The sequence below is a fragment of the Vreelandella jeotgali Hwa genome, from assembly GCF_000334215.1.
Classification (GTDB): domain Bacteria; phylum Pseudomonadota; class Gammaproteobacteria; order Pseudomonadales; family Halomonadaceae; genus Vreelandella; species Vreelandella jeotgali.
Genome location: NZ_AMQY01000014.1, coordinates 77756 through 102537 on the forward strand (window position 1 = coordinate 77756; position 24782 = coordinate 102537).

Below are 24782 nucleotides of genomic sequence, written 5' to 3' on the forward strand. Positions count from 1 at the left end.
TGTCAGCGTCAGGCACGGGCCCGGTTTGCCCGCGGCCCTCCGGGTCGACATAATGCAGGCCGATGTCAACGAGTTGCTTCCATGACTGATACCGCTACTGCTACCGGCACGCCGTCCGCCGACCCCGGCGCGCAGCCGTTTGCCACCATCGGCCTGATCGGCCGGCTGGGCAGTCACAAGGTGATTGATTCCCTCTGGCGTCTCATCCGCTACCTTGGCGAGCGCGACTATCGCGTGGTGATCGAGGATCGCACCGCCACGGTGATGCCCGGGCACGGCCTGGCGGAAACCAGCCGGCGCGCGCTGGGCGAGCTGTGCGACCTGGTGATTGTCGTCGGCGGCGATGGCAGCCTGCTGGGCGCGGCGCGCACGCTGTGTGAAACCGGCACGCTGCTGCTGGGCGTCAATCGTGGTCGCCTGGGGTTTCTCACCGATATTTCCCCCGACGAGCTGGAGACTCGGGTCGGCGAGGTGCTGGCCGGTCATTTCGAGCGTGAGGAGCGTTTCCTGCTGGATGCCGAGCTCTACCGCAACGGCGTGGCGGTAGGGCATGGCGAGGCGCTGAACGAAGTGGTGGTGCACCCGGGCAAAGCGGTGCGCATGATCGAGTTCGAACTGTTTGTCGACGACCAGTTTGTCTATAGCCAGCGCAGCGACGGCCTGATTATCGCCACTCCCACCGGCTCCACGGCGTACGCGCTATCCGGCGGCGGCCCTATCATGCATCCGTGTCTTGACGTGGTCACGCTGGTGCCCATGTTTCCGCATACGCTTTCCAGCCGCCCGATCGTGCTGGATGCCGCCAGTGAAATCCGCATTCACATCGGTGAAACCAACCTGACCTATCCGCATATCAGCTGCGATGGTCAGACGCGCGCCGTCGCCAAGCCCGATGACGTCCTGGTTATTCGGCGTAAACCCCAACGCTTACAGCTGGTGCATCCTCATGGCCACAATTTCTATGAGGTCCTGCGCAGCAAGCTGGGTTGGAGCCATCGGCTGGGAGACTAGGCATGCCTGATACCTTCAAGGGCCGCCCACGGCTTGAAGGCTACGACCTGATTGGCGACGTTCACGGCTGCGGTGCCACCCTGGTGACGCTGCTGGAAAAACTCGGCTATGAGCGCCGAGGCGGCGTGTATCGTCATCCCCGGCGCAAGGTGATCTTTCTGGGGGATCTGATCGATCGTGGCCCGCGTATCCGGCTGGCGGTCAACGTCGCCCGCCGCATGGTGGAAGAGGGCGAAGCGCATATCGTCATGGGCAACCATGAATACAACGCGTTGACCTATTCCACCCCGGCTCCGGTGGGCAGCGGCAAGCGCTGGCTGCGCGAACACACGCCGCGCAACAACCGGCTGATTCGCGACACCCTGGATCAATACTACGACTACACCAACGAGTGGGAAGATACCCTGGCCTGGTTCAAGACCCTGCCGCTCTGTCTGGATATCGACGGCATTCGCGTGGTTCACGCCTGCTGGGACCATGAGTTGATCGACCGCCTGCTGCAGCGCCGCCCGGATGCCTGCATGGACAACGCCTTTCTGGAGGAATCCACCGACGCGTCCACCGAAGCGTTCAGCATTCTTGACCGTCTGACCCGGGGCGCCAATATTCCGCTGCCGGAAGGCATCGACATTCATTCCGGCGATGGCTTTACCCGCCAAAGCTTTCGAGCGCATTTCTGGAGCCGGGAACCCGTGGTATGGGGCGATGTGGTATTTCAGCCGGACAACCTGCCGGGCGAGCTGGAATCGCGACGGCTGGAACCCGGCGAGCGCCGTCGCCTGAGTTACTATGGCAGCGATCAGTGCCCGCTGTTTATCGGCCACTATTGGTGTGAGGGCATCCCCTCGCTGCCGGTGCACAATATTGCCTGCCTGGATTACAGCGCGGTGAAATACGGACGCCTGGTCGCCTACCGCTGGAGCGGCGAACAGACCCTGAGCGCCGATCGCTTTGTCTGGGTCCGTGTCCCACTCGAAGAGAGCCTGATGCGGGGCGAAGCATGAGTGCCTGCGGCGCTTTTTACACAGCTTTACATTTTTTTGAAACCGCTATTGAACTTTGCTCCCCGTCGGTTATCAGAGTAGGTGTTCCCTTGAATGATCCCTTGCTTTATCCGGCGGCTACCACCGCCGGTTTTTTTCGTCTGGACGTCAGGTTTTCCCCGGGGCAGGTCCTTGCCCACCAACATCGTCTGCCGACCCTGTGTGATCTCAACCGGCCGGGAGTAACGTCGTCCATACACAGCGCTTTTCCTGAGCGAGCTTTCTGAGCGAACTTCCGATACCCACGCCCTGGATACACCGCGCGGCCAATAGAAAGAGACTGCCATGCAACCTGTCATGCTTTTACCCCAGGAGACCGATACCCGTGCGCTGCGTCAGGCCCTGTGGCAGCAGCGTATCGGCCACCGCATTACCCGGGAAGCCGAGGGCCAGCTGCTCTGGCTGGCCAACCCGGCTCAGCATGCCGCGCTGGAAGACGTGGTCAATCGCTGGAAGCGTGGCGAGGTGATGGATAGCCCCTCCCGTCCGTCTGCCCCGCGCCAACGGCTGACCGATGCCGTGCCGCTTGTGAAGCGCGTGCCGGTGACCGCCACCATTCTGGCCGTCAGCGCCCTGGTGTTTGCCCTGATCGGGCTGTTGGGCGATTGGCTGGTGGTACAGCTAACCATTGTGCCGGTGGGCATAGCCGGGGATCAGCTGGTGCCCGGTTCACTGAGCGATACGCTTGCCGGCGGCCAGCTGTGGCGCCTGCTGTCGCCGGCATTTCTGCATTTTGGCTGGATGCACCTGATCTTCAATCTCATGTGGGTCTGGTATTTCGGGCGCCAGGTGGAGCTGTTGCAGGGTAGCCGCTGGATGCTGGCATTGCTGCTGGCTGCCGGCATCGGCGCCAATATGGCTCAGTACGCTACCGGCACGGTACTGTTCGGCGGCATGTCGGGCGTGGTCTATGCGCTGCTGGGGCATGTCTGGATCATGTCGCGGCGGATGCCGCAAAGCGGTTTTTTCGTTCCCACCATGCTGGTGGTGTTCATGCTGGGGTGGATGGTGTTCACCATGACCGCCCTGGCCGAGCACGTCGGCTTTGGTAACGTGGCCAACGAAGCCCACCTGGGCGGTTTGGTCGTCGGGCTGGCTACCGGCTGGTTGGCCTCATCGCGGCGCCTGCGCGCGGGCGATAATCGCAGGTAGAAAGCCATGGACAGGCAAACACCCTGAATACCGTGAATAGGGGGGGGGCTGTAAACAGGGTGTTGCGAATTGGACGTCGTGAATAGAATATTGTGAGTTGGGAGTTGTAAAAGGGATGTCGTGAAGGGAGTGTCGTGAATAGAGCGTTGTGAATAAAGTGTCGTGCATCGTATAGGTAGATCGCGTACAAAGACGCTACATGAATAGGGGCAAAATACCATGAGTGACATGACCTTCGACAGAATGATCAGCCAAATGACGCCAACCATATACGCAAGCCTCAAGCAGGGCGTGGCGCTGGGCAAGTGGCCGGACGGCCGACGCCTGACCGCCGATCAGAAGAAGCTGTGTCTTGAAGCCATGATGCGTTACGAGGCGGAAAACAACGTGCCCGACGAGGAACGCGTCGGCTATTTACACCAGCGTACCTGCGGCGCCGGCAGCGACGGCAGCGGTGTCTCTCCGGAAATGGCCGGGCTGGGCAGGGACGCCACGAGTGAACACTAGCAAAACGGTGGGGTTGACCGGAGGGTTGAGCAAAATGGCTGCCTCCGTCGATGCTCGGGGGCAGGTGGATTATCATTTGCGCGTCGGCAGGCAGAACGTCGGCCTCAATGCCCGCATCGGCACGCCTGTTTGCCTTGCCTGGCAGGGGGTGATTCATTGCGTGCATTGCGGTCGCGCTACCCGCAAAAGCTACGGCCAGGGGCACTGCTACCCGTGTTTCAAGCGCCTGGCTCGCTGCGATATGTGCATCGTCAAGCCCGAGCTTTGCCACTATTATCAGGGCACCTGTCGCGAGCCCGAGTGGGGCGAAACCCACTGCTTTACGCCCCACGTGGTGTACCTGGCGAACGCGTCCGGGCTCAAGGTGGGCATTACCCGCAAGACTCAGCTGCCTACCCGCTGGCTGGACCAGGGAGCGATTCAGGGCCTGCCGATACTCGAAGTTGCCACGCGTCAGCAGGCCGGGCTGGTAGAAGTGCTGTTCAAGGATATCGTCTCCGATCGCACCAACTGGCGAGCCATGCTCAAGGGCGACGTTGACGAGCTCAACCTTTACGCTGAGCGCGATCGGCTGCTGGAACAGCTGGCACCGGGGCTTGAGGCGCTGCGCGATACCCACGGCGCCGATGCCATCCGCCGGCTGGACGCCGAGGCGTCCGACTTTACCTATCCGGTCAAAGCCTTCCCCCACAAGGTGGCTTCGCTCAACCCGGAAAAGGAACCGCGAATAACCGGCGTGCTTCAGGGCATAAAGGGGCAGTATTTGATGCTGGATACCGGCGTGATCAATGTGCGCAAATTTACCGGCTACCAGGTCACGGCTACGCTGGTGTAGCCGAGCTTAAAACGTTGCTCGGGACGTTACGACGTTTTTTCGGTCGGCAAAAGGAAGGCCCATGACCTTGACCCGCGACACTTACAGCGACGCCGGCCATGCGGTGGACCTGGCGCTGTTTGGCGCTCTGGGAGACCTGGCCCGTGGCAAGCTCTGGCCGGCGCTTTACCAGCTGGACCGCCAGGGGCTGCTGGACCCCGCTACCCGCATACTCGCGCTGTCGCACCACGACGGTGATACTACCGTCTTGCGCGAAAGGGTGGCCGGCTTTCTCGAAGCGGGGCTCAAGGAAGACGAGCGCGACGCCGAGAGCTGCAACCGCTTTCTTGATCGCCTTGCCTATCGCGTTATCGATTTTACCCGATCCGCCGACTATGCCGCCGTGGCCGAGTGGCGCCGTGCGGAGCAGGGCGAGCGGCCGCTGGTGGTGTATCCCGCCGTGGGCGCGCGGCTTTACGGCGCTATCTGCGCCGGCCTGGCGCAAAGCGACAGTCTGGGTGAGCGCGACCGCATCGTGGTGGAAAAGCCCGTGGGGCACGACCTGGCCTCGTCGCGCGCGGTCAACGACGCCTTGGGGGCAGTATTTCCCGAGTCGCGTATCTATCGTATCGACCATTATCTGGGCAAGGAAACGGTGCAGAACCTGATGGCGCTGCGCTTTGCCAATCCGCTGTTCGGCAACCAGTGGAATCAGAGCCATATTTCCCATGTGGAAATTACCGTGGCCGAGGAGGTGGGGATCGCCGGCCGTTGGAGCTATTTTGATCGCGCCGGCCAGCTGCGCGATATGGTGCAGAACCATCTGTTGCAGCTGCTCTGCCTGGTGGCCATGGACCCGCCTTCAAGCCTAGACGCCGACGCCATACGCGATGAAAAGGTCAAGGTATTGAAGACGCTCGGGCCGCTAACGCCGGAGGCGCTGGCGCGCAATGTCGTACGGGGCCAATATCGGGCGGGGACGTGCAACGGCCGGCCGGTGCCCGGGTATCGGGAAGAAGCCGGCGCTGATTCCGACAGCCACACCGAAACCTTTGTGGCGCTGAAAACCGAGGTCGCCAACTGGCGCTGGGCCGGGGTGCCGTTTTATCTGCGCACCGGCAAACGCCTGCCGCAAAAGCTTTCCCGGATTGTGATTCACTTTCGCCGGCAGCCGCACTATATTTTTGACCCCGATCAGCGCTGCCTGGCGTCCAACAAGCTGATTATTCGGCTGCAGCCCGACGAGGGCATCGCGTTACAGGTGCTGACCAAGGACAGCGGCCTGGAGAAGGGCATGCGCCTGCGTACCGGGCCGCTGCACCTGGACTTCAACAGCGCCTTTCCCGAAGCCCGAATTCCCGATGCCTACGAGCGCCTGCTTCTGGAAGTCATGAAAGGCCGCCAGTCGCTGTTTGTGCGCCGCGACGAAGTCGAGCACGCCTGGCGCTGGTGCGAACAGCTGCTGGACCACTGGCAGAACCTGGACACTCCGCCCGGGCGTTACCCGGCCGGCTCCTGGGGGCCGGTGGCTTCCGCCGCCCTGATGACTCGGGACGGCCGCAGCTGGTACGAGGAGTCCGGAGATGAATAGTTCCAGAGATCAGCTGGCTCGGCAGCTGGCCGAAGCCGTGGCGGCGGCGCTGGTGGAAGATTTGCAGCATCAATCGCGGGTGCTGCTGGTGGTCTCCGGCGGCAGCACCCCGGCGGCGTTTTTGCGTGCGCTTTCTACCCTTCCGCTGGACTGGACCCATGTGGACGTAACGCTCGCCGATGAGCGCTGGGTGGAGGAAAGCGACCCCGCGAGTAATGCTCGCCTGGTGCGCGAGACGCTGCTGCAAAACTGCGCCGCCGGTGCCCGCTTCGTCGGCCTGAAAACATCCGCCGGTACGCCGGAAGAGGGCGTCGCCGAGGCGTCGGCGCGCATGTGCGGGGTGCCCTGGCCGGCGAGTGCGGTGGTGCTGGGCATGGGCGCCGACGGCCATACCGCCTCGTTGTTTGCCGACAGCCCCGAGCTTGAGCTGGCGCTGGCCACCGCCGAGCCGCTGGTGGCGGTGCGCAGCCCCGGCCGGAGCGAGCTGCGCATGACCCTGTCGGCGGACTACCTGCACCGCGCGCGGCGGCATTTTCTGCATATCACCGGCGAGCACAAACGCGCCGTGCTGGCTCACGCCATGCTGGGCGACGACGTTCGCGATAAGCCCGTTCGTACCTTCCTGGCTTGCCCGCTGAGTATCTACTGGGCACCCTGATGGGTATCGCGCCTCGGCGCATCTTCATGGCGGTACGCAGGACAACCGCCGCCGATTTGTCACGGGAGACGTTCATGATCGATAAACAGCTGCCTTCAACCCGCACCGCCGAGCTCGACAGCATCTGCCTCAAGGCCGAGGTGATACCGGTGATGACGATCGATCGGCTGGAAGACGCCGTGCCCGTGGCCCGCGCGCTGGTGGACGGCGGACTGTCCGTGCTGGAGGTCGCGCTGCGCAGCGACTGCACGCTGGACGCCGTGGCGCGTATCCGCGAGGCGCTGCCGGGTGTCAGCATCGGCGTGGGCACGGTATTGACGCCGGCCCAGTACCGTCAGGCCGAGCAGGTGGGGGCCGATTTTGTGGTAACGCCGGGTACGACCGAGGCGCTTTACCGCTACGGCATCGAAAGCGCGGTGCCCATGCTGCCGGGCGTGTCCAGCGTTTCCGAGGTTATGACCGGCTGGCAGTACGGCTACCGGCGTTTCAAGTTTTTCCCCGCGGAAGTCAGCGGCGGCGTGGCCGCGCTCAAGGCGTTCGGCGCGCCGCTGGCCGAGGCGCGTTTTTGCCCCACCGGCGGCATCAGCGTGGATAACGCGGCGGACTATCTGGCGCTGGACAACGTCATGTGCGTGGGCGGCAGCTGGCTTACGCCGCAGGCGCTGATCGACGCCGAAGACTGGAACTGCATTCGTGAGCTCGCCGAAGAGGCCGCCGAGCGGTTTCATCACTAATCAGAGCATATAAAGAAGCTGAGGATACTTTGAGGGGGCGCTGTAAATCCTTCCCTGGACGCTACCTACGCCATTCATAGCGTAGAACCCCCTCAAAGTACCCCATCTTCTATGGCTTCAGCTCTCGGCTTTTATATCATCATCTTCAAACCCGCCAAACACGCTGGCGCCCAGCTCGCCGGGGCCGGCCAGCCGGCGAAAGCCGCTGAATAGTTCGCGGCCCAGGCCGACCTGATGGCCGGTCATTTCCGCCGTGGCGGCGGGGCGGGCGGCAAGCTCTGCGGCGTCGACGTTGACGTTAAGCGTCCCGGCGTTGGCGTCGAGCCGCACGACGTCGCCGTTTTGCAGCCGGGCAAGCGGGCCGCCGTCAAGTGCTTCCGGTGTGATATGAATCGCCGCCGGCACCTTGCCGGAAGCGCCGGACATCCGCCCGTCGGTTACCAGCGCCACCTTGAAGCCGCGATCCTGGAGTACGCCAAGAATCGGCGTCAGCTGGTGCAGCTCGGGCATGCCGTTGGCCTGTGGCCCCTGAAAGCGCACTACCGCAATCACGTCTCGATCCAGCTCGCCGGCGTTAAAGGCGGCCGTTAACTCTTCCTGTTCGTGAAACACGCGTACCGGTGCTTGAACCACGCGGTGCTTGGGCGCCACGGCGGAGGTTTTGATCACCCCGCGCCCCAGGTTGCCGTCAAGCACCGTCAGCCCGCCGGTGGGCGCAAAGGGCTCGGCGACGCCGCGCAGCACGCTAGTATTGCCGCTTTGGGTTGCACCTTCCTCCCATACCAGCTCGCCGTTTTTGAGCTTCGGCTCCCGGGTGTAGGCGGTTAAATCGGTGCCGAAAACGGTGGGGATATCGCCGTGTAACAGCCCCGCGCCAAGAAGCTCGCGGAACAGATAGCCCATGCCGCCGGCGGCATGAAAGTGATTCACGTCGGCCTCGCCGTTGGGATAGACGCGCATCAGACTCGGCGTCACCGCCGACAGCGCGGTGACGTCATCCCAGGTCAGCGTGATGCCCGCCGCTGCGGCCATCGCCACCAGGTGCAGGGTGTGGTTGGTCGAGCCACCAGAGGCTAGCAGTCCCACCGCGGCGTTGACGATGGCGCGCGCGTCGATCTGGCGGTAGAAGGGGCGATACTCTCCGCCGGGCTCGCTGTTGCGAATGGCCTGCTCGGCGGCAAACGCGGTCAGCGCTTCGCGCAGGGGCGTGCCCGGATTGATAAACGAGGTGCCCGGCAGATGCAGGCCCATCATTTCCATCATCAGCTGGTTGGCGTTGGCGGTGCCGTAAAAGGTACAGGTGCCGGGGCTGTGGTAGGACGCCGATTCGGCTTCCAGCAGCGCGTCGCGGCCCACCCGGCCTTCGGCGTACAGCTGGCGAATGCGTGCCTTTTCCTTGTTGGGCAGGCCGCTTTCCATGGGGCCGGCGGGCACAAACATCGCCGGCAGGTGGCCAAAGCGCGCGGCGGCGATAAACAGCCCCGGCACGATCTTGTCGCATACGCCCAGGTACAGCGCGGCGTCGAACATATTGTGCGCAAGCCCCACGGCGGCGGACATGGCAATAACATCCCGGGAGAACAGCGATAGCTCCATCCCCGGCTGGCCCTGGGTGACGCCGTCGCACATCGCCGGCACGCCGGCAGCAAACTGCGCGGTAGAGCCCATCTTTTGAGCGGCGGCCTTGATCGTCTCGGGAAACGTCGCCAGCGGCTGGTGCGCCGAAAGCATGTCGTTATACGCCGAAATAATTCCGATGTTGGCGGCGTTCATCAGCTTCAGCGCGTTTTTGTCGGCAGGGCCGCAGGCGGCAAAGCCGTGGGCCACGTTGCCGCACGATAGCGTGCCGCGATGCACGCCGCGCCGATGCTGTTCGGCCATGCGCGCTTCATAAAGCGCCCGACGGTCGTGGGAGCGGTCGCGAATTCGCGCGGTTACCTCGGCAACCGTGGTATTCAGGACCTGTCGCTGCTGGTGAGACATACATACCTCGCGAAACCGGAGCAGGCAAAATGCCCCGGGAAGAAAAGGGTGCCTTGGGGAGAAAAAGATGGCCCGGAAAGGCAACGTGGCCCGGGAAGGCAAAGTAGCCGGGTAAAGGAACAAGGCGCCGTGTAATTGTCGAACCCGCTGGGTTTCGGGCTTCAGGCTTTGCTATGATCGCGCTCGTTATTCATGTTTGAACGCCTGGCCGGAGCCGTCTATGCCCCCCTTGTCTGAAGCGCCTGAGCTCAAGGCTCTGTTGGAACGTATCGGTCCCGTGGATCGCCAGGCCGGAGACGCAACCCGTGCCTATCTGGATACGTTGACCAAACCGCCGGGCAGTCTGGGCCGGCTGGAAGCGCTGGCCGTTCAGCTTAGCGAAATCACCGGGCAAACGCAGCCGGGCGTCGGCCCGCCCGCCGTGATTGTGTTTGCCGCCGATCACGGCGTGGCCGCCGAGGGCGTATCGGCCTTCGGTCAGGAAGTGACGGCGCAGATGGTGGCCAACTTTGCCGCCGGCGGCGCGGCCATCAACGTCTTTGCCCGGCGCATTGGAGCACGGCTGGAGATAGTGGACGTCGGCGTTGCCGGTGAGATACAGGCTTCGGAGGTAACCCACGCCCGAATACGCCGTGGCACCGATAATATCCTCTATGCACCCGCCATGAGCCGTCAGGATGCCGTCGCTTCGCTGAACGCCGGCGTGCACTCCGCCCAGCAAGCGCTGGCGGCCGGCTGCCGCTGCCTGATGGTCGGTGAAATGGGCATCGCCAATACCACGGCTGCCAGCGCTATGCTGTCCATTCTTGCCGGCTCCCCGGCCGCGGGGCTGGTGGGCAACGGCACCGGCATCAGCAGTATCGCTCTGGCGCACAAGGTGGGGATCGTGGAGCGCGCCGTGGCCGCGCGCCGAGGCGATGCCCACGACCCGCTGGGCGTGCTGGCTGACCTGGGCGGGTTCGAAGTGGGGGCCATGGCCGGCGCTTATCTGGCCGGTGCGGCCAAGGGCGTGCCCTGCATCGTGGATGGTTTTATCGCCACCGTGGCAGCGCTGTTGGCGTGTGAGCTATGCCCGGCGGTGCGCGGCTACCTGGTGTTCGGCCACCGCAGCGAGGAGCCGGGGCACGGGGTCGCGCTGAAAGCGCTTGACGCCGAGCCGCTGCTGAGTCTGGGCATGCGCCTGGGTGAAGGCACCGGAGCCACGCTGGCGTATCCGCTGCTGGACGCCGCCTGCGCCATGCTCGGGCAGATGGCGACGTTTGGTGACGCGGGCATTGATGACGACCGGCGGTGATCGATCATGCATCCGGCTTTTAGCGCCGGGCTTGAAGGGCGCTTCGAGTCCGGCTGTATCCACCTGCGCGCCGACGCCCCGCTTGCCACGCTCAGCTCGGCGCTGATCGGCGGCGGGCCCGGGACAGCGCGGGACTTCTGCAATTTCCATGTGGACAAGGATTACGCCGGCAACGCGCCGGCAGATGACCTGACCCGCTGGCTGGCCGGCCGCGAGATTGATCCGGCTGAGTCGGTGGCGATGATGACCGCGGTGACGCTTGAGCACGCCGCGATGCACAGCGCTCCGCTTGGTGGGCGGGACAGCGCTGTGCTGGCGCTGGCTACCGCGGGCAGCGGCAACGCCGTGGATATTACCGCCACCGGCGCTGACCCGCGACTGGTCGTCGGCACCATCAACGTCTTTGTGTTTCTCGATGCCCATCTGACGCCGGGAGCGATGGTCAACGCCTGCCTGTCGGTTACCGAGGCCAGGGTTGCCGCGCTGCGCGATGAAAACGTCATGGATACCCACAGCCACACGCCGGCCACCGGCACGTCCACCGACTGCGTGAGCATTGCCGCCACCCAGCGCGGCGCGCCCACGCCCTACGCCGGCTCCGGCACTGAGGTTGGCCGTGCTATCGGCCGCACGGTGTATCGCACGGTGCGCGAATCGCTTCAGGCAGGGAACAACGCGGGGAGCCAAACATGATGCCGGGGTTGGCATTGACCATGCTGGTAGCCGCCGCCATTGGCGTAGACCTGATCGTTGGCGACCCGCGCCGCCTGCCGCACCCGGTGGTGCTGATGGGGCGGCTGATTGGCGCGCTGGAGGCTCGACTCAACCGCGGCTCGGTTCGCGCACGGCTTTGGGGCGGGCGGCTGACGGTGTTGATCACGGTGGCGGGTACGTTCGCCGCGGTCTGGGGTATTTGCCGCGTGCTGGGCGCGATTCACCCCTGGCTGGGGCTTGCCGCCGAGCTGTGGCTGATCTCGACCGCCGTGGCCATCAAGGGGCTGGCAGGTGCCGGCCGCGCTGTGGCGGAGCCTCTTGATCGGGGCGATTTGCCCGCCGCCCGAACGGCGCTTGGTCGAGTGGTGGGGCGCGATACCCAGGCGCTTGACGCCGCCGGCACTGCCCGAGGCGCGATCGAAACTGTCGCCGAAAATACCGTCGACGGCATTACCGCGCCTCTGCTGTTTGCGCTCATCGGCGGTGCGCCGCTGGCGCTGGCCTACAAGGCGGTGAATACCCTCGACTCCATGATTGGTTACCGTACCCAGCGCCACGAGAATTTTGGCCGCGCCGCCGCCAAACTCGACGACGCCGCCAACTGGCTGCCGGCGAGGCTCACCGCGCTGTGCTTCTGCCTGGGCAGCCGCCGCGCTTGGCGTAGCACGCGTCAGGATGCCCCGAAGCACGCCAGCCCCAATGCCGGCTGGCCCGAGGCCGCGGTGGCGTACCGGCTGGGCGTGCAGCTGGGCGGCGCGAGTTGCTATCAGGGCGTGGTGTCCCAAAGCGCCACGCTTGGCGAGCCCATTGCAGCCCCCGATGCGCGGCATATTGAGCGCGCCATTAACCTGATGCACCACGCCTGGGCGCGGTTTTTTGCGCTAACGGCGGCGCTGATGATCGCCGTGACGTGGCTGATACCAGCGGGAGGCGGCGTCTAATGGAAAAAAACAACCAGTGGCCCCGCCACGGCGGGCAGGCTGCGGCGCTTTTAGCGCGTTTCGGCCTGCCGTTGGATCACCCGTTTGAGGACTTCAGCGCCAACCTCAATCCGCTGGGCCCGCCCGGCTGGGTGCCGGCCTGGATTGAGCGCCACGTGACCGAGCTTACCCGCTACCCGGACGTGGACTACGCGGAAGCGCGCGCGGCCATTGCTGCCTACCACGGCGTAGACGTCGAACAAGTGCTTGTTACCAACGGCGGCGGCGAGGCGATTTTTCTCGCCGCGGGGCTTTGCGCCGGCGGGCGCGCAGGGATCGTCACCCCCACCTTCAACGAGTACGCCCGAGCGCTTGCCGGCGTAGGCGCCGAGGTGCGCGAGATATCTCTTACCGATCCTCTCGACGGCCTCGACGCGGTATTTCTTTGCCGGCCCAACAACCCTGACGGCGGTTTGTTGGCACTGGCGGAAGTAGAAGCGTTGCTGGCGCGAGCGGCTTCGGCAGACTGCCGGTTAATCGTCGACGAGGCCTTTATCGACCTGACCGCCCATGAAGATGCAGGCGCGCTGCCGGCGCGGCTGGCGGCGCACTCCAACCTGATACTCTTGCGGTCGATGACCAAGTTTTACACCCTGCCGGGGCTGCGGCTGGGCTACGCCCTGGCAAGCGCCAGGACGGTTACCGCCCTGGCGAGCCGCCAGCCGCCCTGGAGTGTCAATCAGCTGGCGGCGGGGCTGGTAGTGCCGCTGCTGGCGGATAGCGACTTTGCCGAGCGCACCCACGCCTGGCTATTGGCGGAGCGGCCGCGCATGCAGCAAGCGCTGGAAAGCCGAGGGCTTGAGGTGGTGCCCGGCAATACGTGCTTTTTTCTGCTGCGCCCGACCCTTGAGGCACGCGAGCAAGGGTTCGACGCCGAGGTGCTGCTGGAGCGTCTGCTGCGTGGCGGTATTCTCGCCCGCCACACCCACGGCTTTGCCGGACTGGACGGCCGCTGGCTGCGCCTCGCTCTGCGCGATGAGCGTGCCAACAACCGGCTGCTCAAGGTGCTTGATGACTGTCTTCGTTAGCGGCGGGGCGCGCTCGGGCAAAAGTGCGGTGGCCGAGGCGGCGGTGCTCGATGCTGCAGGCGAAGGGCTGGCGTATTATATCGCCACGGCGAAAGTCAGCGACGATGAAATGGCCGTGCGGGTGGCGCGCCATCAGCGCTCGCGCGGCGACGGCTGGGTCACCCTTGAAGCGCCGGTCGCGCTTGCCTCGGCCATCGCTCAGGTACCCGACGGCGGCGCGGCGCTGATTGACTGTTTAACGCTATGGGCCAGCCAGGTGCTTTATCCGCGGGAAGCTGATGCCATGCGGCCGACGCCCGAGCAGGCGATGGCGGATTTGTCCGGCTGCCTGGAAAGCGCCCGCCGGCGCGGGATGGCGCTGATTATCGTCTCCAATGATCTCAACGAAGCGCTGCTGCCCGACGATCCTGAGACCTGGCGTTACGTAGCCTTTTTGCAGCGGGCGCACCGGCTGGTGGCCCGGCGCGCCGACTCGGTACTGGAAGTGGTTGCAGGGCAGTGCATTGAATGGAAGCCCGCGTGCCGTACGGCATATAAACCGGAAAACGCCGGCTCAGGAGACGCGCACCGATGAAAAACGCCGCCTTTGGGCTGATACTCGCGCTGCAGTTTTTAACCCGCATTCCCGTGCCGGTGGCCTGCCCCTGGACGCCTGACACCCGCCGCTGGGCGGTGCGCGCCTACCCGCTGGTGGGCGCGCTTTTGGGCGGAGTGCTGGCGCTCGCTGCCTTTCTCATAAGCCAGGTGTTTCCCGCTACGCCTGCGCCGCTTGCTGCGCTGGTGCTGCTCAGCCTCTGGGTGGGGCTTTCCGGCGGGCTGCACCTGGACGGCCTGATGGACATGGCCGACGCCCTGGGCAGCAATCAGCCTCTGGAGCGCCGCTTTGCGATTATGCAGGATTCTCAGGTGGGCAGCTTTGGCATGCTTGCGCTGTTTTTCCTGCTGGCGTGGAAGGGCGTGCTGCTCTGGGCACTGGTAGCCCACGGTGCCCCCGCTGGCTGGCTGATCGCCGTGCCGGCGCTGGGCCGCTGGCTCGGCGCGGCGTCCCTGGCCCTTGTCCCCAGCGCCAAACCCGGCGGGCTGGCCCACGCCTGGCAGCAGTCGCTCACGCCCAGAGACGCCGCCCTGGCGCTGGCCGCGCCGCTGTTGCCGGCCATGTTCTGGCCCGGCGTGTGGCTAGCCCTTGCCGCCACGGGGCTGTTTTTTCTCGCCGCACGCTACATGGTGCGGCGCTGGTTTGGCGGTATTACCGGCGATTTGGCCGGTGCCCTGATCGAAGGAGGAGAGCTATGGCTGCTGCTGTGTCTGTGGAGCTGGTGGCAGTTCGCCACGGCATAACCGCCTGGAACCTGGAGCGACGCTACCAGGGCCAGCGCGATATTGACTTGAAGTTCCCCGAGGCCGAGGCGGCGCTGGAGCGGCTGCGAACCGGCCTTGAGCGCGAAACCTTTACGCTGATTCACTCAAGCGATCTGACCCGCTGTCGCCGCACGCTGGAATGGACCGGCGCAGCGGAAAAAAGCGCCGTTGCGCCCGCGCTGGAGCCGCGCCTGCGCGAGCTCGATTTCGGTGACTATGAAGGCAAGACCTACGACGAGCTGAAGGACCGGCCGGACTACCGCGCCTGGATCGACAGCGTCGGCGAGCAGCGCATCCCCGGCGGCGAGAACGGCGCCGACTTGCGCGCCCGGCTGAACGCCTGGCTGGCCGACGTCGCCAAGGCGGCGGCCGAAATGGACCGCGCGGGGCCGTCAGGCGGCCAGACGGTCAAGGTGCTGGCCGTGGCCCACGGCGGGGTGATCCGCGAGCTGCGCCGGCGCTTTGAAAAGGTGGCGTTCTGGGATTCCACCGTGCGCCAGGCCGAAGGCCGGCGCTGGCAGCTGACGTATGATTCCAACATTGAAGGAGGCGACCCGTGGCAGTGCAGCTGTTCCTCGGCGGTGCCCGCGCCGGCAAGCGCGACGCCGTAGCCGCCCGCTGGCCGCATGCCCACTGGCAATCGCTTGTGCCCGGTGAGGCGCTCGCCGACGGGGCGGCTCGGGTGCAGACGGATAGGCCGACGGTACTTTACGGCGTGCTGGAATGGCTGGAAGACGCCCTTGCTCATAGCGATGACGACGACGCTCTGCGCCGCCGCTGGCAGGTGGAGCTCGACGCCCTTGGCGCGCAGTTTAATGCCGCGCCGCTGATTATCATCGGCCATGAAATAGGGCGGGGCATTGTGCCGATAGAGTCCGATCAGCGCCGCCTGCGCGACATGAATGGCTGGTTCAACCAGGACGCGGCCGCCTGTGCCGAGCGCGTGTGGCAAGTGCGCCACGGCCTGGTAATGGCGCTCAAGGGTTAATGATTGCTGGCCACAAAGAGCCGAAAACAGGCCGGCGATCGCCAACCTGTCCTCGGCTGATGCCCCATGTACCACTTCCGGCAGCGTTGCGTTACGGCGCGCAAATTGCTAGCTTACGCGCACTCTCAGGTGCCAGCCGTATAGCTTTACGGCGGTGAAACGGGAAGTCGGTGCCCAATCCGACGCTGCCCCCGCAACGGTGATCGAGATAACCGCCACGCAAGCCACTGCGCTGCTTTTTTCTGTTTATGGCCTCCTGTGTTTTGTCATACAGGTTGCGTCATACAGAAAAAGCGCGCGGGAAGGGCGTGGCGGCCTAAAGGCCAGCTGCCCGAAATAGAGCCCAGCGCCTTTTGCTCGTCAGCCCGGAGACCGGCCTGAGCAACCCGGCCCACGATAAAGTGGCGCGCCGGGCATACAGGCCGTGGCGCGGTGGGCGCTGGCAGGCGGGCTGAGCGCGTTTGCGCCGACTCCTCTGCACTTCCTCCCTCCATCGAATCGCCCGGCATAAAACCATGACACCCGTGCGGGTGAGCACGATGAGCAAGGGATTCCCCATGTCCAACCGTATTTCCAGCGCCGGCAAAACCCTGGCGTCCTTCAGTCTGGCCGCGTTGCCGCTGGCCGTTTCCGCGCAGACTACCGCCGACCGACCCGATCAGGCGCCCGCCGCCGATAGGCTCAATCCCGTGGTGGTCACCGCCACCCGCGCGCCGCGCACCGCCGATGAAACCCTGTCCTCGGTCACCGTGCTTGACGAAGCCACGCTGCGCCGCCAGGACCCGGTGGAGCTGACCGATCTGCTGCGCGGCCAGCCCGGGGTCGACGTTAAAACCAACGGCAGCTTCGGCAAGACCAGCAGCGTTTATCTGCGCGGCACCTCAAGCAGCTCGACGCTGTTCATGATCGACGGCATCCGCCTGCGCTCGGCTACTCTGGGCGCGCCGAGCTACCAGTATCTTGACCCGCGCATGTTCAACCGCGCCGAGGTCGTCCGCGGCCCGCGCGGCAGCCTCTACGGCGCCGATGCGGTGGGCGGGGTGATTCAGCTGTTTACGCCTCGGGGCGAAGAAACCGGCCCCCAGCCGCGTATTTCCGTGGGCGGCGGTTCGTTCGGGACTCGCCGCGTCAGCGCCGGCATCAGCGGTAAAAGCGATTCGGGGCAGGGCGGCACCACCCGCTATAGCTTTGCCGGCAGCCACTTTGCCACCGACGGCCAGCCGGTGCGTCGCGGCGGCGACGACATGGCCTACGACAACACCTCGGCGCTGGCGCGGGTATCGCACACCTTTCACAACGGCTCCGAAATCGGCGCGCTTGCGCTGCGCGCCCGGGGCAACACCGAGTTTGATAACAGCGGCGAGAAGGCGGATACCGACTATGTGCAGCAGGTAGGCGGCGTGTACGGCGAGCTTGCCGTCACCGAGAGCTTCCGCACCCGCTTGACGCTCAGCGAAGCCCGGGACGAAACGGAAACGCCCGCCTATCCCAGCGAATACAGCACCCAAAGCCGCACCGCGCGCTGGGAAAACACCCTGGACGTGGGCGCTCATCAGTTTATCGCCGGGGCCGAGTACCGCGACGACAGCGTCGAAGACAGCGATACCGGCTTTGGCACCTACGAAGTGGAAAGCCGCGACAACAAGGCGGTTTTTACCCAGGCGCTGCTGGACTTTGCCCCGCTGACCGTACAGGGCAGCCTGCGTTTTGACGACAACGAAGCCTACGGCGAAGAAATCACCGGCGGACTGGCGCTGGGCTACGCGCTGGATGATCATCACACCCTGCGCGCCAGCTACGGTACGGCGTTCAAGGCACCGACGTTCAACGACCTCTACTACCCGGATTACGGCAACCCCGACCTGGAAGCCGAAACCTCCAAAACCGTTGAGCTGGGCGCGCGCGGCCAGTACCAGAGCTGGTTCTGGGACGCGGCGATTTACCGGACCGAGATCGATAACCTGATTTCCGGCCAGACGTCCGCCGTCAACACGCCCGAGGCGCGTATCCGCGGCGCAGAGCTGTCGAGTGGCGTTGAGGTCGACGGCTGGACCGCCCAGGCGGCGCTGAATTACCTGGAGCCGGAAGACAAGGACACTGACAACCGTCTGCCCGGCCGCGCCAGCGAGAGCCTGCGTCTGGACCTGGATCGTGAGATGGGCGACTGGTCCGTGGGCGGTTCGTGGATTGCGCAAAACCATCGCTATGACGATAAAGCCAACGACGACCGCCTGGCCGGCTACGGTATCGTCAACCTGCGCGCCGGCTGGCAGTTTGCCCCCATGTGGCAGGCGCGCGTTACGGTCGACAACGCCTTTGACAACGACTATGCCACCACGCGCTTTTTCAACGGCGAGGACTATCTGAACGCCGGCCGCGCCGCCTACCTGAGCGTGAGCTTCGGTGCGCAGTAAGCGGTTGAGGCGCGGAGCAGGGCCGCTGGCAGCGGCGGCCCTTGCGCTCGTCGTGTCAAGCGTATTCGCCGGCGCGCGCGATCAGCCCTGCGCCGTCGATGATCTGGAGCGCAAGGTCTGCCTTGAGGCGCCGGCCGAACGCATTGTCGCGCTTTCCCCAGGCGCTACCGAGCTTGCCTTTGCCGCCGGCGCGGGGGACAAGGTCGTCGCCGTGGTGGAACACAGCGACTACCCGGCCCGCGCCCAAGAACTGCCGTCGGTGGGCAACTACGACCGCATCGACCTGGAAGCGCTGGTAGGTCTCGAGCCCGACCTGGTGATCGGCTGGGAAACCGGCAACCCCGGCAAGCAGCTGGAAATGCTGGAGTCGCTGGGTACCCAAGTGTTCTACATCGAGCCGCGCAGGGTCGACGGCGTGGCCGATGCCCTTACGCGCCTGGGCCGCCTTGCCGGCAGCGAGGCGACCGCCGAACAAGAGGCGGAGACCTTTCTTGCCGGCATGGCCGAGATCAAGGAACGCTACGCCGAGCGCGAGCCGGTGCGCACCTTCTACCAGGTGTGGGACGCGCCGCTGATGAGCCTCAACGATGAGCATCTGATCGGCCGCGCGATTGCCGACTGCGGCGGGGTCAACGTGTTCGGTGACCGGCCGCGGCTGGTGCCGAGGCTCGACGATGAGGCGGTGCTCGCGGCCAACCCCGAGGTGATTATTACCAGTAGCAGCGATGCGGACGAAAACGCCCGCAATCAGTGGCTTTCTCACTGGCAGCAGTATCAGAGCCTGGCCGCCGTTGAGCAGGATAGCCTCTACACCGTCCCCGCCGATCCGCTGGTGCGGCCCACCCCGCGCTTTTTGCAGGGCGCGCAAAGCCTCTGCGAGCGTATTGACCGGGCTCGTCAAAAACGGGCGCGTAACAAGCAGCCCCGTGAGGGCGGCTCCGAGTAATGCGTTGGAGGGCTCAAGCGAGTTTGCCTTTGGCGCTGCTTGCGCTTGGCGCCGTTATCGCCCTTGGCGTATCGCTGGGGGTGGGCAGTGCGTCGATTTCGCTGGAGCAGCTCTGGGCGATTGCGCTGGGTGAGGGCGACAATCTGGCGCGCACCATGGTGTTGGAGTTGCGTCTGCCGCGGGCGCTTTCGGCGTTTGCCGTGGGCGGGCTTTTGGCCGTGGCCGGCGCCTTGATGCAGGTGCTGCTGCGTAACCCGCTGGCCGACCCCTACGTGCTGGGGATTTCCGGCGGCGCGGCCATTGGCGCGCTGGGCGCGATGATGCTGGGGCTGGGCGGCATGCTGGCGTCCACTTCCGCCTTCGGCGGGGCGCTGTTTTCCACGCTGTTGGTTTTTGGCCTCGCCCACGGCCGCGGCGGCTGGGCGCCCACGCGGTTGCTGCTCACCGGCATTGTGGTGGCCTCGGGCTGGGGCGCGATGATTACGCTGATGCTTTCCATGACGCCGGCCGAGCGACTGCCGGGCATGCTCTACTGGCTGATGGGCGATCTCTCCTACGCCCGCGCGCCCAATTTGCCGCTGGCGCTTTTGGCGGTGACCTGCATCGGGCTTCTGCCGCTGGGGCGCAGCCTTAACGTGCTGGCGCGGGGGCCACAGCAGGCCGCGGCGCTGGGCGTTGACGCCCGCCCGCTGGAGTGGGGCATTTACGCCATCGCCAGCCTGCTCACCGCCGTGGCGGTAAGCACGGCCGGCAGCATCGGCTTTGTGGGGCTGGTGGTGCCGCACATGCTGCGGCTGGTGCTGGGCAACGACCAGCGCCTGACCCTTCCCGCCTGCGCGCTGGCCGGCGGCACGCTGCTACTGCTGGCGGATACCCTGGCGCGCACGGTGATCGCCCCCGAGCAGCTGCCGGTGGGCGTAATTACCGCGCTGCTGGGCGTGCCGACGTTTCTTTTTCTGCTCTACCGGAGCGGGCAATGAGCGTTCTTGATGCACGCGATCTGGTCATCGACGTGCCCGGCCGCCGGAGCGGCAGGCCGCTGAATTTAAGCGTTCAGCCGGGGCAGGTGTGGGGCGTGCTGGGCCCCAACGGTGCGGGGAAAACCACGCTGTTGCACACCCTGGCCGGCCTGAATCCGCCCCGTACAGGCAGCGTGGCTCTGGATGATACGCCGCTCAACACGCTGCGCCGCCGCCGGATTGCGCAAAAGCTGGGGCTTTTGTTTCAGGAGCGGGTGGACGGCTTTCCGGCAACGGTGGAAGAAACCGCGATGCTTGGCCGGCATCCGTTTTTATCCTACTGGCAGCGGGAAAGCGCCGAGGACTTACGCCGCATGCGGGCCGCGCTGGAGCGACTGGATGTGGCACATCTCAAGCACCGACTGGTGAGCACGCTCTCCGGCGGCGAGCGCCAGCGGGTGGCCGTGGCCACGCTGCTGACGCAAAATCCGGCGCTGTGGCTGGTGGATGAACCCACCAATCATCTGGACCTGCACCACCAAAGCGCGGTGATGGCGCTGATGCGCGAGCAGGCAGCGGCAGGGCGCGCGCTGATGCTCTGCCTGCACGATTTGAACCTGGCCGCCCGCTGGTGCAGCCACGTGCTGCTGCTGTATCCGGACGGCGAGGCCTGCTGGGGCGAGGCGCGGGATATGCTGGTGCCCGATGCGCTGGAGGCGCTCTACCGCCAGCGGCTCAGGGTAGTGGAAGTCGACGGCGCGCCGGTGTTTGTGCCGGTGAACGGCTGAGCCTGAACGTCTTGATCCGTCGTTATTTGTGGAAGGATTTTCCATAACGGTAATCCAGGCTATGATGAGCGTCACCTGACTCACAGCTTGTGTCCACCAGCAGGAGATCACCATGAGCTTTTACGTTTATCTTTCCGGCGAGATTCATACCGACTGGCGCGATGAAATTCAGCGCGGCGCCGAAGCCGCCGACCTGGACGTGGTGTTTACCGCGCCGGTTACCGATCACGACGCCAGCGACGCCGCCGGCGACCATCTGGGCGCCGAAGACAAGAAGTTCTGGCGCGACCACCAGTCGTCCAAGATCAACGCCATCCGCACTCGCACCATGATCGAGCAGAGCGATCTGGTTGTGGTGCGCTTCGGCGACCAGTACAAGCAGTGGAACGCCGCCTTTGACGCCGGCTACTGCGCCGCGCTGGCCAAGCCGTATGTCACGCTGCACAGCGAAGATATTGGCCACCCGCTGAAGGAAGTCGACGCCGACGCCCAGGCCTGGTGCACCACCACCGACCAGGTCGTGGAAATCCTGCGCTACGTGCTCAAGGCCTGATCGATATATCGAGCAGTGCCGGCTGATGTAACGCCAAAGCGCCCCCGGGGGCGCTTTTTTGTTGCGAGATGCTGATGCCGTGAAAAGGCGTCGTGAATAGATGGTGCTGTGCCTGAATTCAGGTTTTCACTGGGTCGCCTCCAGGCGCCTGGCATCATCGCCCTTATTGCGCAGATAATGAGAAATTCGCGGCCGGGATCACCGCTGGTGAGCGCTATCGCTTAATGTAGTCGGGGGTCGCTGTGGCGGATAGCCTGCGCAGCAGGTGGCAATAGCCGGCAGCGGTTCCAATGGTCAATCTGTGGTTCATAAGGAGAGCCTGATCATGCTGAAACAACATTCCCTGTGGAAGCTGACAAGCGTGGTGTCGCTGGTGTTGATGCTGGGGGCCGCCGGCGTGCAGGCCGATCGTCATCATCACGACGGCTATAGCGGGGCGACCGACAGCTATTCCGGCGCGACGGACAAGGACGGCGGCTGGCAGCACCATAACCGCGCAAGGCACCACGACAACCGGGGACGTCGTGACCACAACAGACACCATGACCGCGACAGGCATCACGACCGTGAGCTGGAGCGCGAGCGGCGCCGTTCGCTGGAACGCTTCGAGCGCCGGCGGGAGCGCGATTATCGGCGTTTCGACGAACGCCGCTTTGCATCGGAGAAGGAACGCGGTCGCGCCTACCGCGAGCTTGCCCGCGAGCATAAAGCCCGCCTGCGCGAGATTCTCGGCGACTCGCGCTATCGTCAGGAGCGCCGTCGCCACGATGGCCACGATAACCGCGGCTACGACGATCCCGAAGACGCCATGATTCATCGGATTATCCGTGAAATTCTCGACCGTTAACCGGAACGCTGCGCCATGACAACACTGATGATTCAGGGCACCACCTCGGATGCGGGAAAAAGCACCCTGGTGGCGGGGCTTTGCCGGGTGCTCCGGCGGCGGGGCATCTCCGTGGCGCCGTTCAAACCCCAGAACATGGCCGGCACCAGCACCCCGATCGCAGACGGCGGCGAAATCGGCCGCTCCACGGCGCTACAGGCGCTGGCTGCCGGCGTTGAACCCGAGAGCGACATGAACCCGGTGCTGTTGAAGCCCGCCAGCGACCGGGGTGCTCGGGTGATCCTGCGCGGTAGCGACCAGGGGCAGATGGACGCGCTGGGCTATCATTCCTCCCGCCGCGATGCCTTCAAACGTACCGCTCGGGCAAGCGTTATGGACGCCTGGCGGGCGCTGTCAGCGCGCTTTGACGTGATCATTGTCGAAGGCGCCGGCAGCCCGGCGGAAATCAACCTGCGCGAAGGCGATATCGCCAACATGGGCTTTGCCGAAGCGGTGGACTGTCCGGTGCTGCTGGTAGGCGACATCGATCGCGGCGGGGTATTTGCCCAGCTGGTGGGGACGCTGGCGCTGCTCAGCGAGTCCGAGCGGAACCGGACCCGAGGCTTTATCGTCAACCGCTTTCGCGGAGCGATGGACCTGTTGACCCCGGGGCTGGACTGGCTGGAGGACTATACGCAAAAGCCGGTGCTGGGCACGCTGCCGTATTTGCAGCGGCTGATGCGCGATGCCGATTATGGCCTTGTCGGCGGCCAGGCCGCCGAGCGCGAGTTGGATCGCCTGGCCGCTAGCCTTGAACAGCACCTGGATATCGACGCCGTCCTGGCGCTGTTGAAGCCCGCCTGACACGTTTTTTTGTTGCATTACGGGCTATCCCGGCGTCGTGGATGCCCGTTTCTGTATACAATATCGCCCGTTAGCGTGTTAAATGTATGGCCTTTTTGTGATCCCTTCTTTTTGCAATCCCTTCTTTTTCCACCTCATCTGTTTCCACCCTTCGGTTTCCAGCCCTTTCATTTTCCTACCATAACGACGACACCACGAGGCGATAATGACGGCAGAGGACAACACGGTCAGCCACAAAACGGCCCATACGGAGACGCTGCAGTTTATCGGCGGGCTGTTGCTCATCATGGCGCTGGGGTTGAACCTGCGCCCGCTGCTGGCCTCGGCAAGCCCGCTGATGGACAACATTCGTGCCTCGACGGGGCTGGATTACGGCGTGCTCGCCTGGCTGACCACGCTGCCGTTTTTGTGCATGGGGGCCGTGGCGCTGGCCAGCGGCCGGCTTCAGCGTCTGCTGGGCGAAAGCCGGGGCATTATGCTGTCTCTGGTGGCTATTGGCGCAGCCTGCGCGCTGCGTCAGGTTAGCGGCACGGGCATGACGCTGTTGTCGACCGCGCTGCTGGGCGGTGCCGGTATCGCCCTGATTCAGGCGCTGGTGCCGGGGCTGGTCAAGCGCCGCTTCGGGGCGCGCATGCCGCTGGTGATGGGGCTCTACTCGGCGTCGTTGATGTCGGGTGGCGGGCTGTCGGCGTGGATCAGCCCTCAGCTTGCCGTATCCGGCGGCTGGCAGCTGGGCGTGGGGATCTGGTGGGTGCCGGCGCTGATCACCCTGGTGGCGTGGTGGGTTATTTTTCGCCGTGACAGCGCGCCGCAGCGGGATACTGCGGCGATCGACGGCGTACGCCCCCGGCGGCTCAAACGTGCCTGGCTGCTGGCGCTTTACTTCGGGGTGATCAATGCCGGCTATTCCAGCGTGGTGACCTGGCTACCCCAGTACTATCACGAGCTGGGCTGGAGTGAATTGGCCGGTGGGCGGCTGTTGGCATGGATGACGCTTTTTCAGGTGCTGGCCGCGCTGGTGATGCCGAGTCTCGCCCAGCGTCAGGGAACCGCTGACCGTCGCGGCTTGCTGGCAGTGGCTCTGACCGCTCAGCTGGTAGGGTATCTGGGTTTTATCTTCATGCCGCAGTCGCTGGCGCTGGTGTGGAACGCCGTCGGTGGCTTTGGCCTGGGCGCGTGCTTCTCGCTGGGCTTGATTCTGGCGCTGGACCACCTGCGCGATGCTCGTGCGGCGGGGCGCCTGGCGGCGTTCATGCAGGGTTTCGGCTTTATGCTCAACGCCATGTCGCCGTGGATCAGCGGAACCCTGCGCGATATGACCGGCAGCTTTATCCCCGCCTGGGCGCTGCTCGCCGCGGGCATTGTCGCCATGCTGCTGATTACGCTGCGCTTCAAGCCCGCGCGCTATCCTCAAGTGATGCAGGAAGCCGGATGATGGGCGCGGAGGGGTAACGCCGCGTACGTCCGATATCAGGCTGCACCCTGAGTCGGCGGCGTGTGACACAAAAACGCCGGCCAGCGTTGGCTGACCGGCGTGTAGCTGAAACGCTGGCTCGAGCGGCTGGCCCGAGCGCCA

Annotated in this window: 24 protein-coding genes, 1 pseudogene and 1 riboswitch; of the genes and pseudogenes, 24 read left to right on the plus strand and 1 reads right to left on the minus strand. The window is 64.9% G+C overall.

The annotated features are described in order from the left end of the window. Window positions 1-81 precede the first annotated feature (81 nt). The 8 genes from C793_RS0106380 (at window position 82) to C793_RS0106415 (ending at window position 7510) form a co-directional block, all read left to right on the plus strand. A complete protein-coding gene (locus C793_RS0106380) occupies window positions 82-1011 on the plus strand; it encodes an NAD(+) kinase (protein ID WP_017430109.1) in 930 nt (309 codons plus the stop codon). A 2-nt stretch (window positions 1012-1013) separates the two neighbouring features. Beyond that, window positions 1014-2015: a metallophosphoesterase gene (locus C793_RS0106385; protein WP_017430110.1), complete on the plus strand. Its 1002-nt coding sequence runs from the start codon at window positions 1014-1016 to the stop codon at window positions 2013-2015. A gap of 324 nt (window positions 2016-2339) precedes the next feature. Beyond that, window positions 2340-3206 carry a rhomboid family intramembrane serine protease gene (locus C793_RS0106390; protein ID WP_017430111.1) on the plus strand — a complete coding sequence of 289 codons (867 nt, stop codon included), beginning with the start codon at window positions 2340-2342 and terminating at the stop codon, window positions 3204-3206. Between the two features lie 219 nt (window positions 3207-3425). Further along, on the plus strand, window positions 3426-3713 hold the full coding sequence (locus C793_RS0106395; RefSeq protein ID WP_026106149.1) for a YeaC family protein: 288 nt from the start codon (window positions 3426-3428) through the stop codon (window positions 3711-3713). A gap of 34 nt (window positions 3714-3747) precedes the next feature. Continuing rightward, window positions 3748-4548 carry a DUF2797 domain-containing protein gene (locus tag C793_RS0106400; protein WP_017430113.1) on the plus strand — a complete coding sequence of 267 codons (801 nt, stop codon included), beginning with the start codon at window positions 3748-3750 and terminating at the stop codon, window positions 4546-4548. A 61-nt stretch (window positions 4549-4609) separates the two neighbouring features. Beyond that, the gene (gene zwf, locus C793_RS0106405; protein WP_017430114.1) at window positions 4610-6118 is read left to right on the plus strand and encodes a glucose-6-phosphate dehydrogenase; all 1509 of its coding nucleotides are present in this window, start codon (window positions 4610-4612) and stop codon (window positions 6116-6118) included. Beyond that, complete coding sequence (gene pgl, locus C793_RS0106410) at window positions 6111-6776, plus strand: 6-phosphogluconolactonase (protein WP_017430115.1); 666 nt, start codon at window positions 6111-6113, stop codon at window positions 6774-6776. The genes zwf and pgl overlap by 8 nt, the downstream gene beginning before the upstream one ends. Before the next feature lie 74 nt (window positions 6777-6850). Next, window positions 6851-7510 (plus strand): bifunctional 4-hydroxy-2-oxoglutarate aldolase/2-dehydro-3-deoxy-phosphogluconate aldolase, encoded by a 660-nt coding sequence (locus C793_RS0106415; protein ID WP_017430116.1) that lies wholly within the window; start codon window positions 6851-6853, stop codon window positions 7508-7510. A 117-nt stretch (window positions 7511-7627) separates the two neighbouring features. On the opposite strand, the gene edd is transcribed toward C793_RS0106415, so the two are convergent. Beyond that, window positions 7628-9493 carry a phosphogluconate dehydratase gene (edd, locus tag C793_RS0106420; RefSeq protein ID WP_017430117.1) on the minus strand — a complete coding sequence of 622 codons (1866 nt, stop codon included), beginning with the start codon at window positions 9491-9493 and terminating at the stop codon, window positions 7628-7630. A gap of 220 nt (window positions 9494-9713) precedes the next feature. On the opposite strand from edd, the gene cobT reads away from it, so the two are divergent. From cobT to C793_RS0106500, 16 genes and pseudogenes are all read left to right on the plus strand, one after another. Then, complete coding sequence (gene cobT / locus C793_RS0106425) at window positions 9714-10787, plus strand: nicotinate-nucleotide--dimethylbenzimidazole phosphoribosyltransferase (RefSeq protein WP_017430118.1); 1074 nt, start codon at window positions 9714-9716, stop codon at window positions 10785-10787. A 6-nt stretch (window positions 10788-10793) separates the two neighbouring features. After that, window positions 10794-11480 carry an adenosylcobinamide amidohydrolase gene (locus C793_RS0106430; protein WP_017430119.1) on the plus strand — a complete coding sequence of 229 codons (687 nt, stop codon included), beginning with the start codon at window positions 10794-10796 and terminating at the stop codon, window positions 11478-11480. Continuing rightward, entirely contained in the window at window positions 11477-12442 is a 966-nt protein-coding gene (cbiB, locus tag C793_RS13585; protein WP_017430120.1) for an adenosylcobinamide-phosphate synthase CbiB, read from the plus strand. Before C793_RS0106430 ends, cbiB begins: the two co-directional genes overlap by 4 nt. Then, window positions 12442-13509: a threonine-phosphate decarboxylase CobD gene (cobD, locus tag C793_RS0106440; protein WP_017430121.1), complete on the plus strand. Its 1068-nt coding sequence runs from the start codon at window positions 12442-12444 to the stop codon at window positions 13507-13509. The genes cbiB and cobD overlap by 1 nt, the downstream gene beginning before the upstream one ends. Next, window positions 13493-14083, plus strand: a complete 591-nt coding sequence (locus C793_RS0106445; protein ID WP_017430122.1) for a bifunctional adenosylcobinamide kinase/adenosylcobinamide-phosphate guanylyltransferase — start codon at window positions 13493-13495, stop codon at window positions 14081-14083. Before cobD ends, C793_RS0106445 begins: the two co-directional genes overlap by 17 nt. Further along, window positions 14080-14847, plus strand: a complete 768-nt coding sequence (gene cobS, locus C793_RS0106450) for an adenosylcobinamide-GDP ribazoletransferase (RefSeq protein WP_017430123.1) — start codon at window positions 14080-14082, stop codon at window positions 14845-14847. Before C793_RS0106445 ends, cobS begins: the two co-directional genes overlap by 4 nt. Then, window positions 14799-15479, plus strand: a complete 681-nt coding sequence (locus tag C793_RS0106455; protein WP_026106151.1) for a histidine phosphatase family protein — start codon at window positions 14799-14801, stop codon at window positions 15477-15479. Before cobS ends, C793_RS0106455 begins: the two co-directional genes overlap by 49 nt. Beyond that, entirely contained in the window at window positions 15425-15856 is a 432-nt protein-coding gene (locus C793_RS0106460) for a bifunctional adenosylcobinamide kinase/adenosylcobinamide-phosphate guanylyltransferase (RefSeq protein WP_340139664.1), read from the plus strand. The genes C793_RS0106455 and C793_RS0106460 overlap by 55 nt, the downstream gene beginning before the upstream one ends. A 110-nt stretch (window positions 15857-15966) precedes the next feature. Then, window positions 15967-16251, plus strand: a riboswitch (cobalamin riboswitch). Between the two features lie 162 nt (window positions 16252-16413). Next, window positions 16414-18270, plus strand: coding sequence for a TonB-dependent receptor domain-containing protein (locus tag C793_RS0106465; protein WP_017430126.1), 1857 nt, complete (start codon window positions 16414-16416; stop codon window positions 18268-18270). 52 nt (window positions 18271-18322) lie between these two features. Beyond that, window positions 18323-19216 carry a cobalamin-binding protein gene (locus tag C793_RS13590; protein ID WP_017430127.1) on the plus strand — a complete coding sequence of 298 codons (894 nt, stop codon included), beginning with the start codon at window positions 18323-18325 and terminating at the stop codon, window positions 19214-19216. Further along, window positions 19216-20196, plus strand: coding sequence for a FecCD family ABC transporter permease (locus C793_RS0106475; protein ID WP_026106152.1), 981 nt, complete (start codon window positions 19216-19218; stop codon window positions 20194-20196). The genes C793_RS13590 and C793_RS0106475 overlap by 1 nt, the downstream gene beginning before the upstream one ends. Beyond that, window positions 20193-20963 (plus strand): ABC transporter ATP-binding protein, encoded by a 771-nt coding sequence (locus tag C793_RS0106480; RefSeq protein WP_017430129.1) that lies wholly within the window; start codon window positions 20193-20195, stop codon window positions 20961-20963. The genes C793_RS0106475 and C793_RS0106480 overlap by 4 nt, the downstream gene beginning before the upstream one ends. Before the next feature lie 112 nt (window positions 20964-21075). Then, window positions 21076-21516 carry a YtoQ family protein gene (locus C793_RS0106485; RefSeq protein ID WP_017430130.1) on the plus strand — a complete coding sequence of 147 codons (441 nt, stop codon included), beginning with the start codon at window positions 21076-21078 and terminating at the stop codon, window positions 21514-21516. A 325-nt stretch (window positions 21517-21841) separates the two neighbouring features. After that, on the plus strand, window positions 21842-22363 hold the full coding sequence (locus tag C793_RS0106490) for a hypothetical protein (RefSeq protein WP_026106153.1): 522 nt from the start codon (window positions 21842-21844) through the stop codon (window positions 22361-22363). A 15-nt stretch (window positions 22364-22378) separates the two neighbouring features. Beyond that, a pseudogene (locus C793_RS13595) lies at window positions 22379-23110 on the plus strand (cobyric acid synthase); the annotation flags it as partial. Between the two features lie 301 nt (window positions 23111-23411). Then, window positions 23412-24641 (plus strand): CynX/NimT family MFS transporter, encoded by a 1230-nt coding sequence (locus C793_RS0106500; RefSeq protein ID WP_017430132.1) that lies wholly within the window; start codon window positions 23412-23414, stop codon window positions 24639-24641. The last annotated feature ends 141 nt before the right edge of the window (window positions 24642-24782 follow it).

What these genes read in the sequence shown, in the direction of transcription:
- C793_RS0106380 (WP_017430109.1), top strand. Translation starts at nt 82, where the DNA reads ATGACTGATACCGCTACTGCTACCGGCACGCCGTCCGCCGACCCCGGC.
- C793_RS0106385 (WP_017430110.1), top strand. Translation starts at nt 1,014, where the DNA reads ATGCCTGATACCTTCAAGGGCCGCCCACGGCTTGAAGGCTACGACCTG.
- C793_RS0106390 (WP_017430111.1), top strand. Translation starts at nt 2,340, where the DNA reads ATGCAACCTGTCATGCTTTTACCCCAGGAGACCGATACCCGTGCGCTG.
- C793_RS0106395 (WP_026106149.1), top strand. Translation starts at nt 3,426, where the DNA reads ATGAGTGACATGACCTTCGACAGAATGATCAGCCAAATGACGCCAACC.
- C793_RS0106400 (WP_017430113.1), top strand. Translation starts at nt 3,748, where the DNA reads ATGGCTGCCTCCGTCGATGCTCGGGGGCAGGTGGATTATCATTTGCGC.
- zwf (WP_017430114.1), top strand. Translation starts at nt 4,610, where the DNA reads ATGACCTTGACCCGCGACACTTACAGCGACGCCGGCCATGCGGTGGAC.
- pgl (WP_017430115.1), top strand. Translation starts at nt 6,111, where the DNA reads ATGAATAGTTCCAGAGATCAGCTGGCTCGGCAGCTGGCCGAAGCCGTG.
- C793_RS0106415 (WP_017430116.1), top strand. Translation starts at nt 6,851, where the DNA reads ATGATCGATAAACAGCTGCCTTCAACCCGCACCGCCGAGCTCGACAGC.
- edd (WP_017430117.1), bottom strand. Translation starts at nt 9,493, where the DNA reads ATGTCTCACCAGCAGCGACAGGTCCTGAATACCACGGTTGCCGAGGTA.
- cobT (WP_017430118.1), top strand. Translation starts at nt 9,714, where the DNA reads ATGCCCCCCTTGTCTGAAGCGCCTGAGCTCAAGGCTCTGTTGGAACGT.
- C793_RS0106430 (WP_017430119.1), top strand. Translation starts at nt 10,794, where the DNA reads ATGCATCCGGCTTTTAGCGCCGGGCTTGAAGGGCGCTTCGAGTCCGGC.
- cbiB (WP_017430120.1), top strand. Translation starts at nt 11,477, where the DNA reads ATGATGCCGGGGTTGGCATTGACCATGCTGGTAGCCGCCGCCATTGGC.
- cobD (WP_017430121.1), top strand. Translation starts at nt 12,442, where the DNA reads ATGGAAAAAAACAACCAGTGGCCCCGCCACGGCGGGCAGGCTGCGGCG.
- C793_RS0106445 (WP_017430122.1), top strand. Translation starts at nt 13,493, where the DNA reads ATGACTGTCTTCGTTAGCGGCGGGGCGCGCTCGGGCAAAAGTGCGGTG.
- cobS (WP_017430123.1), top strand. Translation starts at nt 14,080, where the DNA reads ATGAAAAACGCCGCCTTTGGGCTGATACTCGCGCTGCAGTTTTTAACC.
- C793_RS0106455 (WP_026106151.1), top strand. Translation starts at nt 14,799, where the DNA reads ATGGCTGCTGCTGTGTCTGTGGAGCTGGTGGCAGTTCGCCACGGCATA.
- C793_RS0106465 (WP_017430126.1), top strand. Translation starts at nt 16,414, where the DNA reads ATGTCCAACCGTATTTCCAGCGCCGGCAAAACCCTGGCGTCCTTCAGT.
- C793_RS0106475 (WP_026106152.1), top strand. Translation starts at nt 19,216, where the DNA reads ATGCGTTGGAGGGCTCAAGCGAGTTTGCCTTTGGCGCTGCTTGCGCTT.
- C793_RS0106480 (WP_017430129.1), top strand. Translation starts at nt 20,193, where the DNA reads ATGAGCGTTCTTGATGCACGCGATCTGGTCATCGACGTGCCCGGCCGC.
- C793_RS0106485 (WP_017430130.1), top strand. Translation starts at nt 21,076, where the DNA reads ATGAGCTTTTACGTTTATCTTTCCGGCGAGATTCATACCGACTGGCGC.
- C793_RS0106490 (WP_026106153.1), top strand. Translation starts at nt 21,842, where the DNA reads ATGCTGAAACAACATTCCCTGTGGAAGCTGACAAGCGTGGTGTCGCTG.
- C793_RS0106500 (WP_017430132.1), top strand. Translation starts at nt 23,412, where the DNA reads ATGACGGCAGAGGACAACACGGTCAGCCACAAAACGGCCCATACGGAG.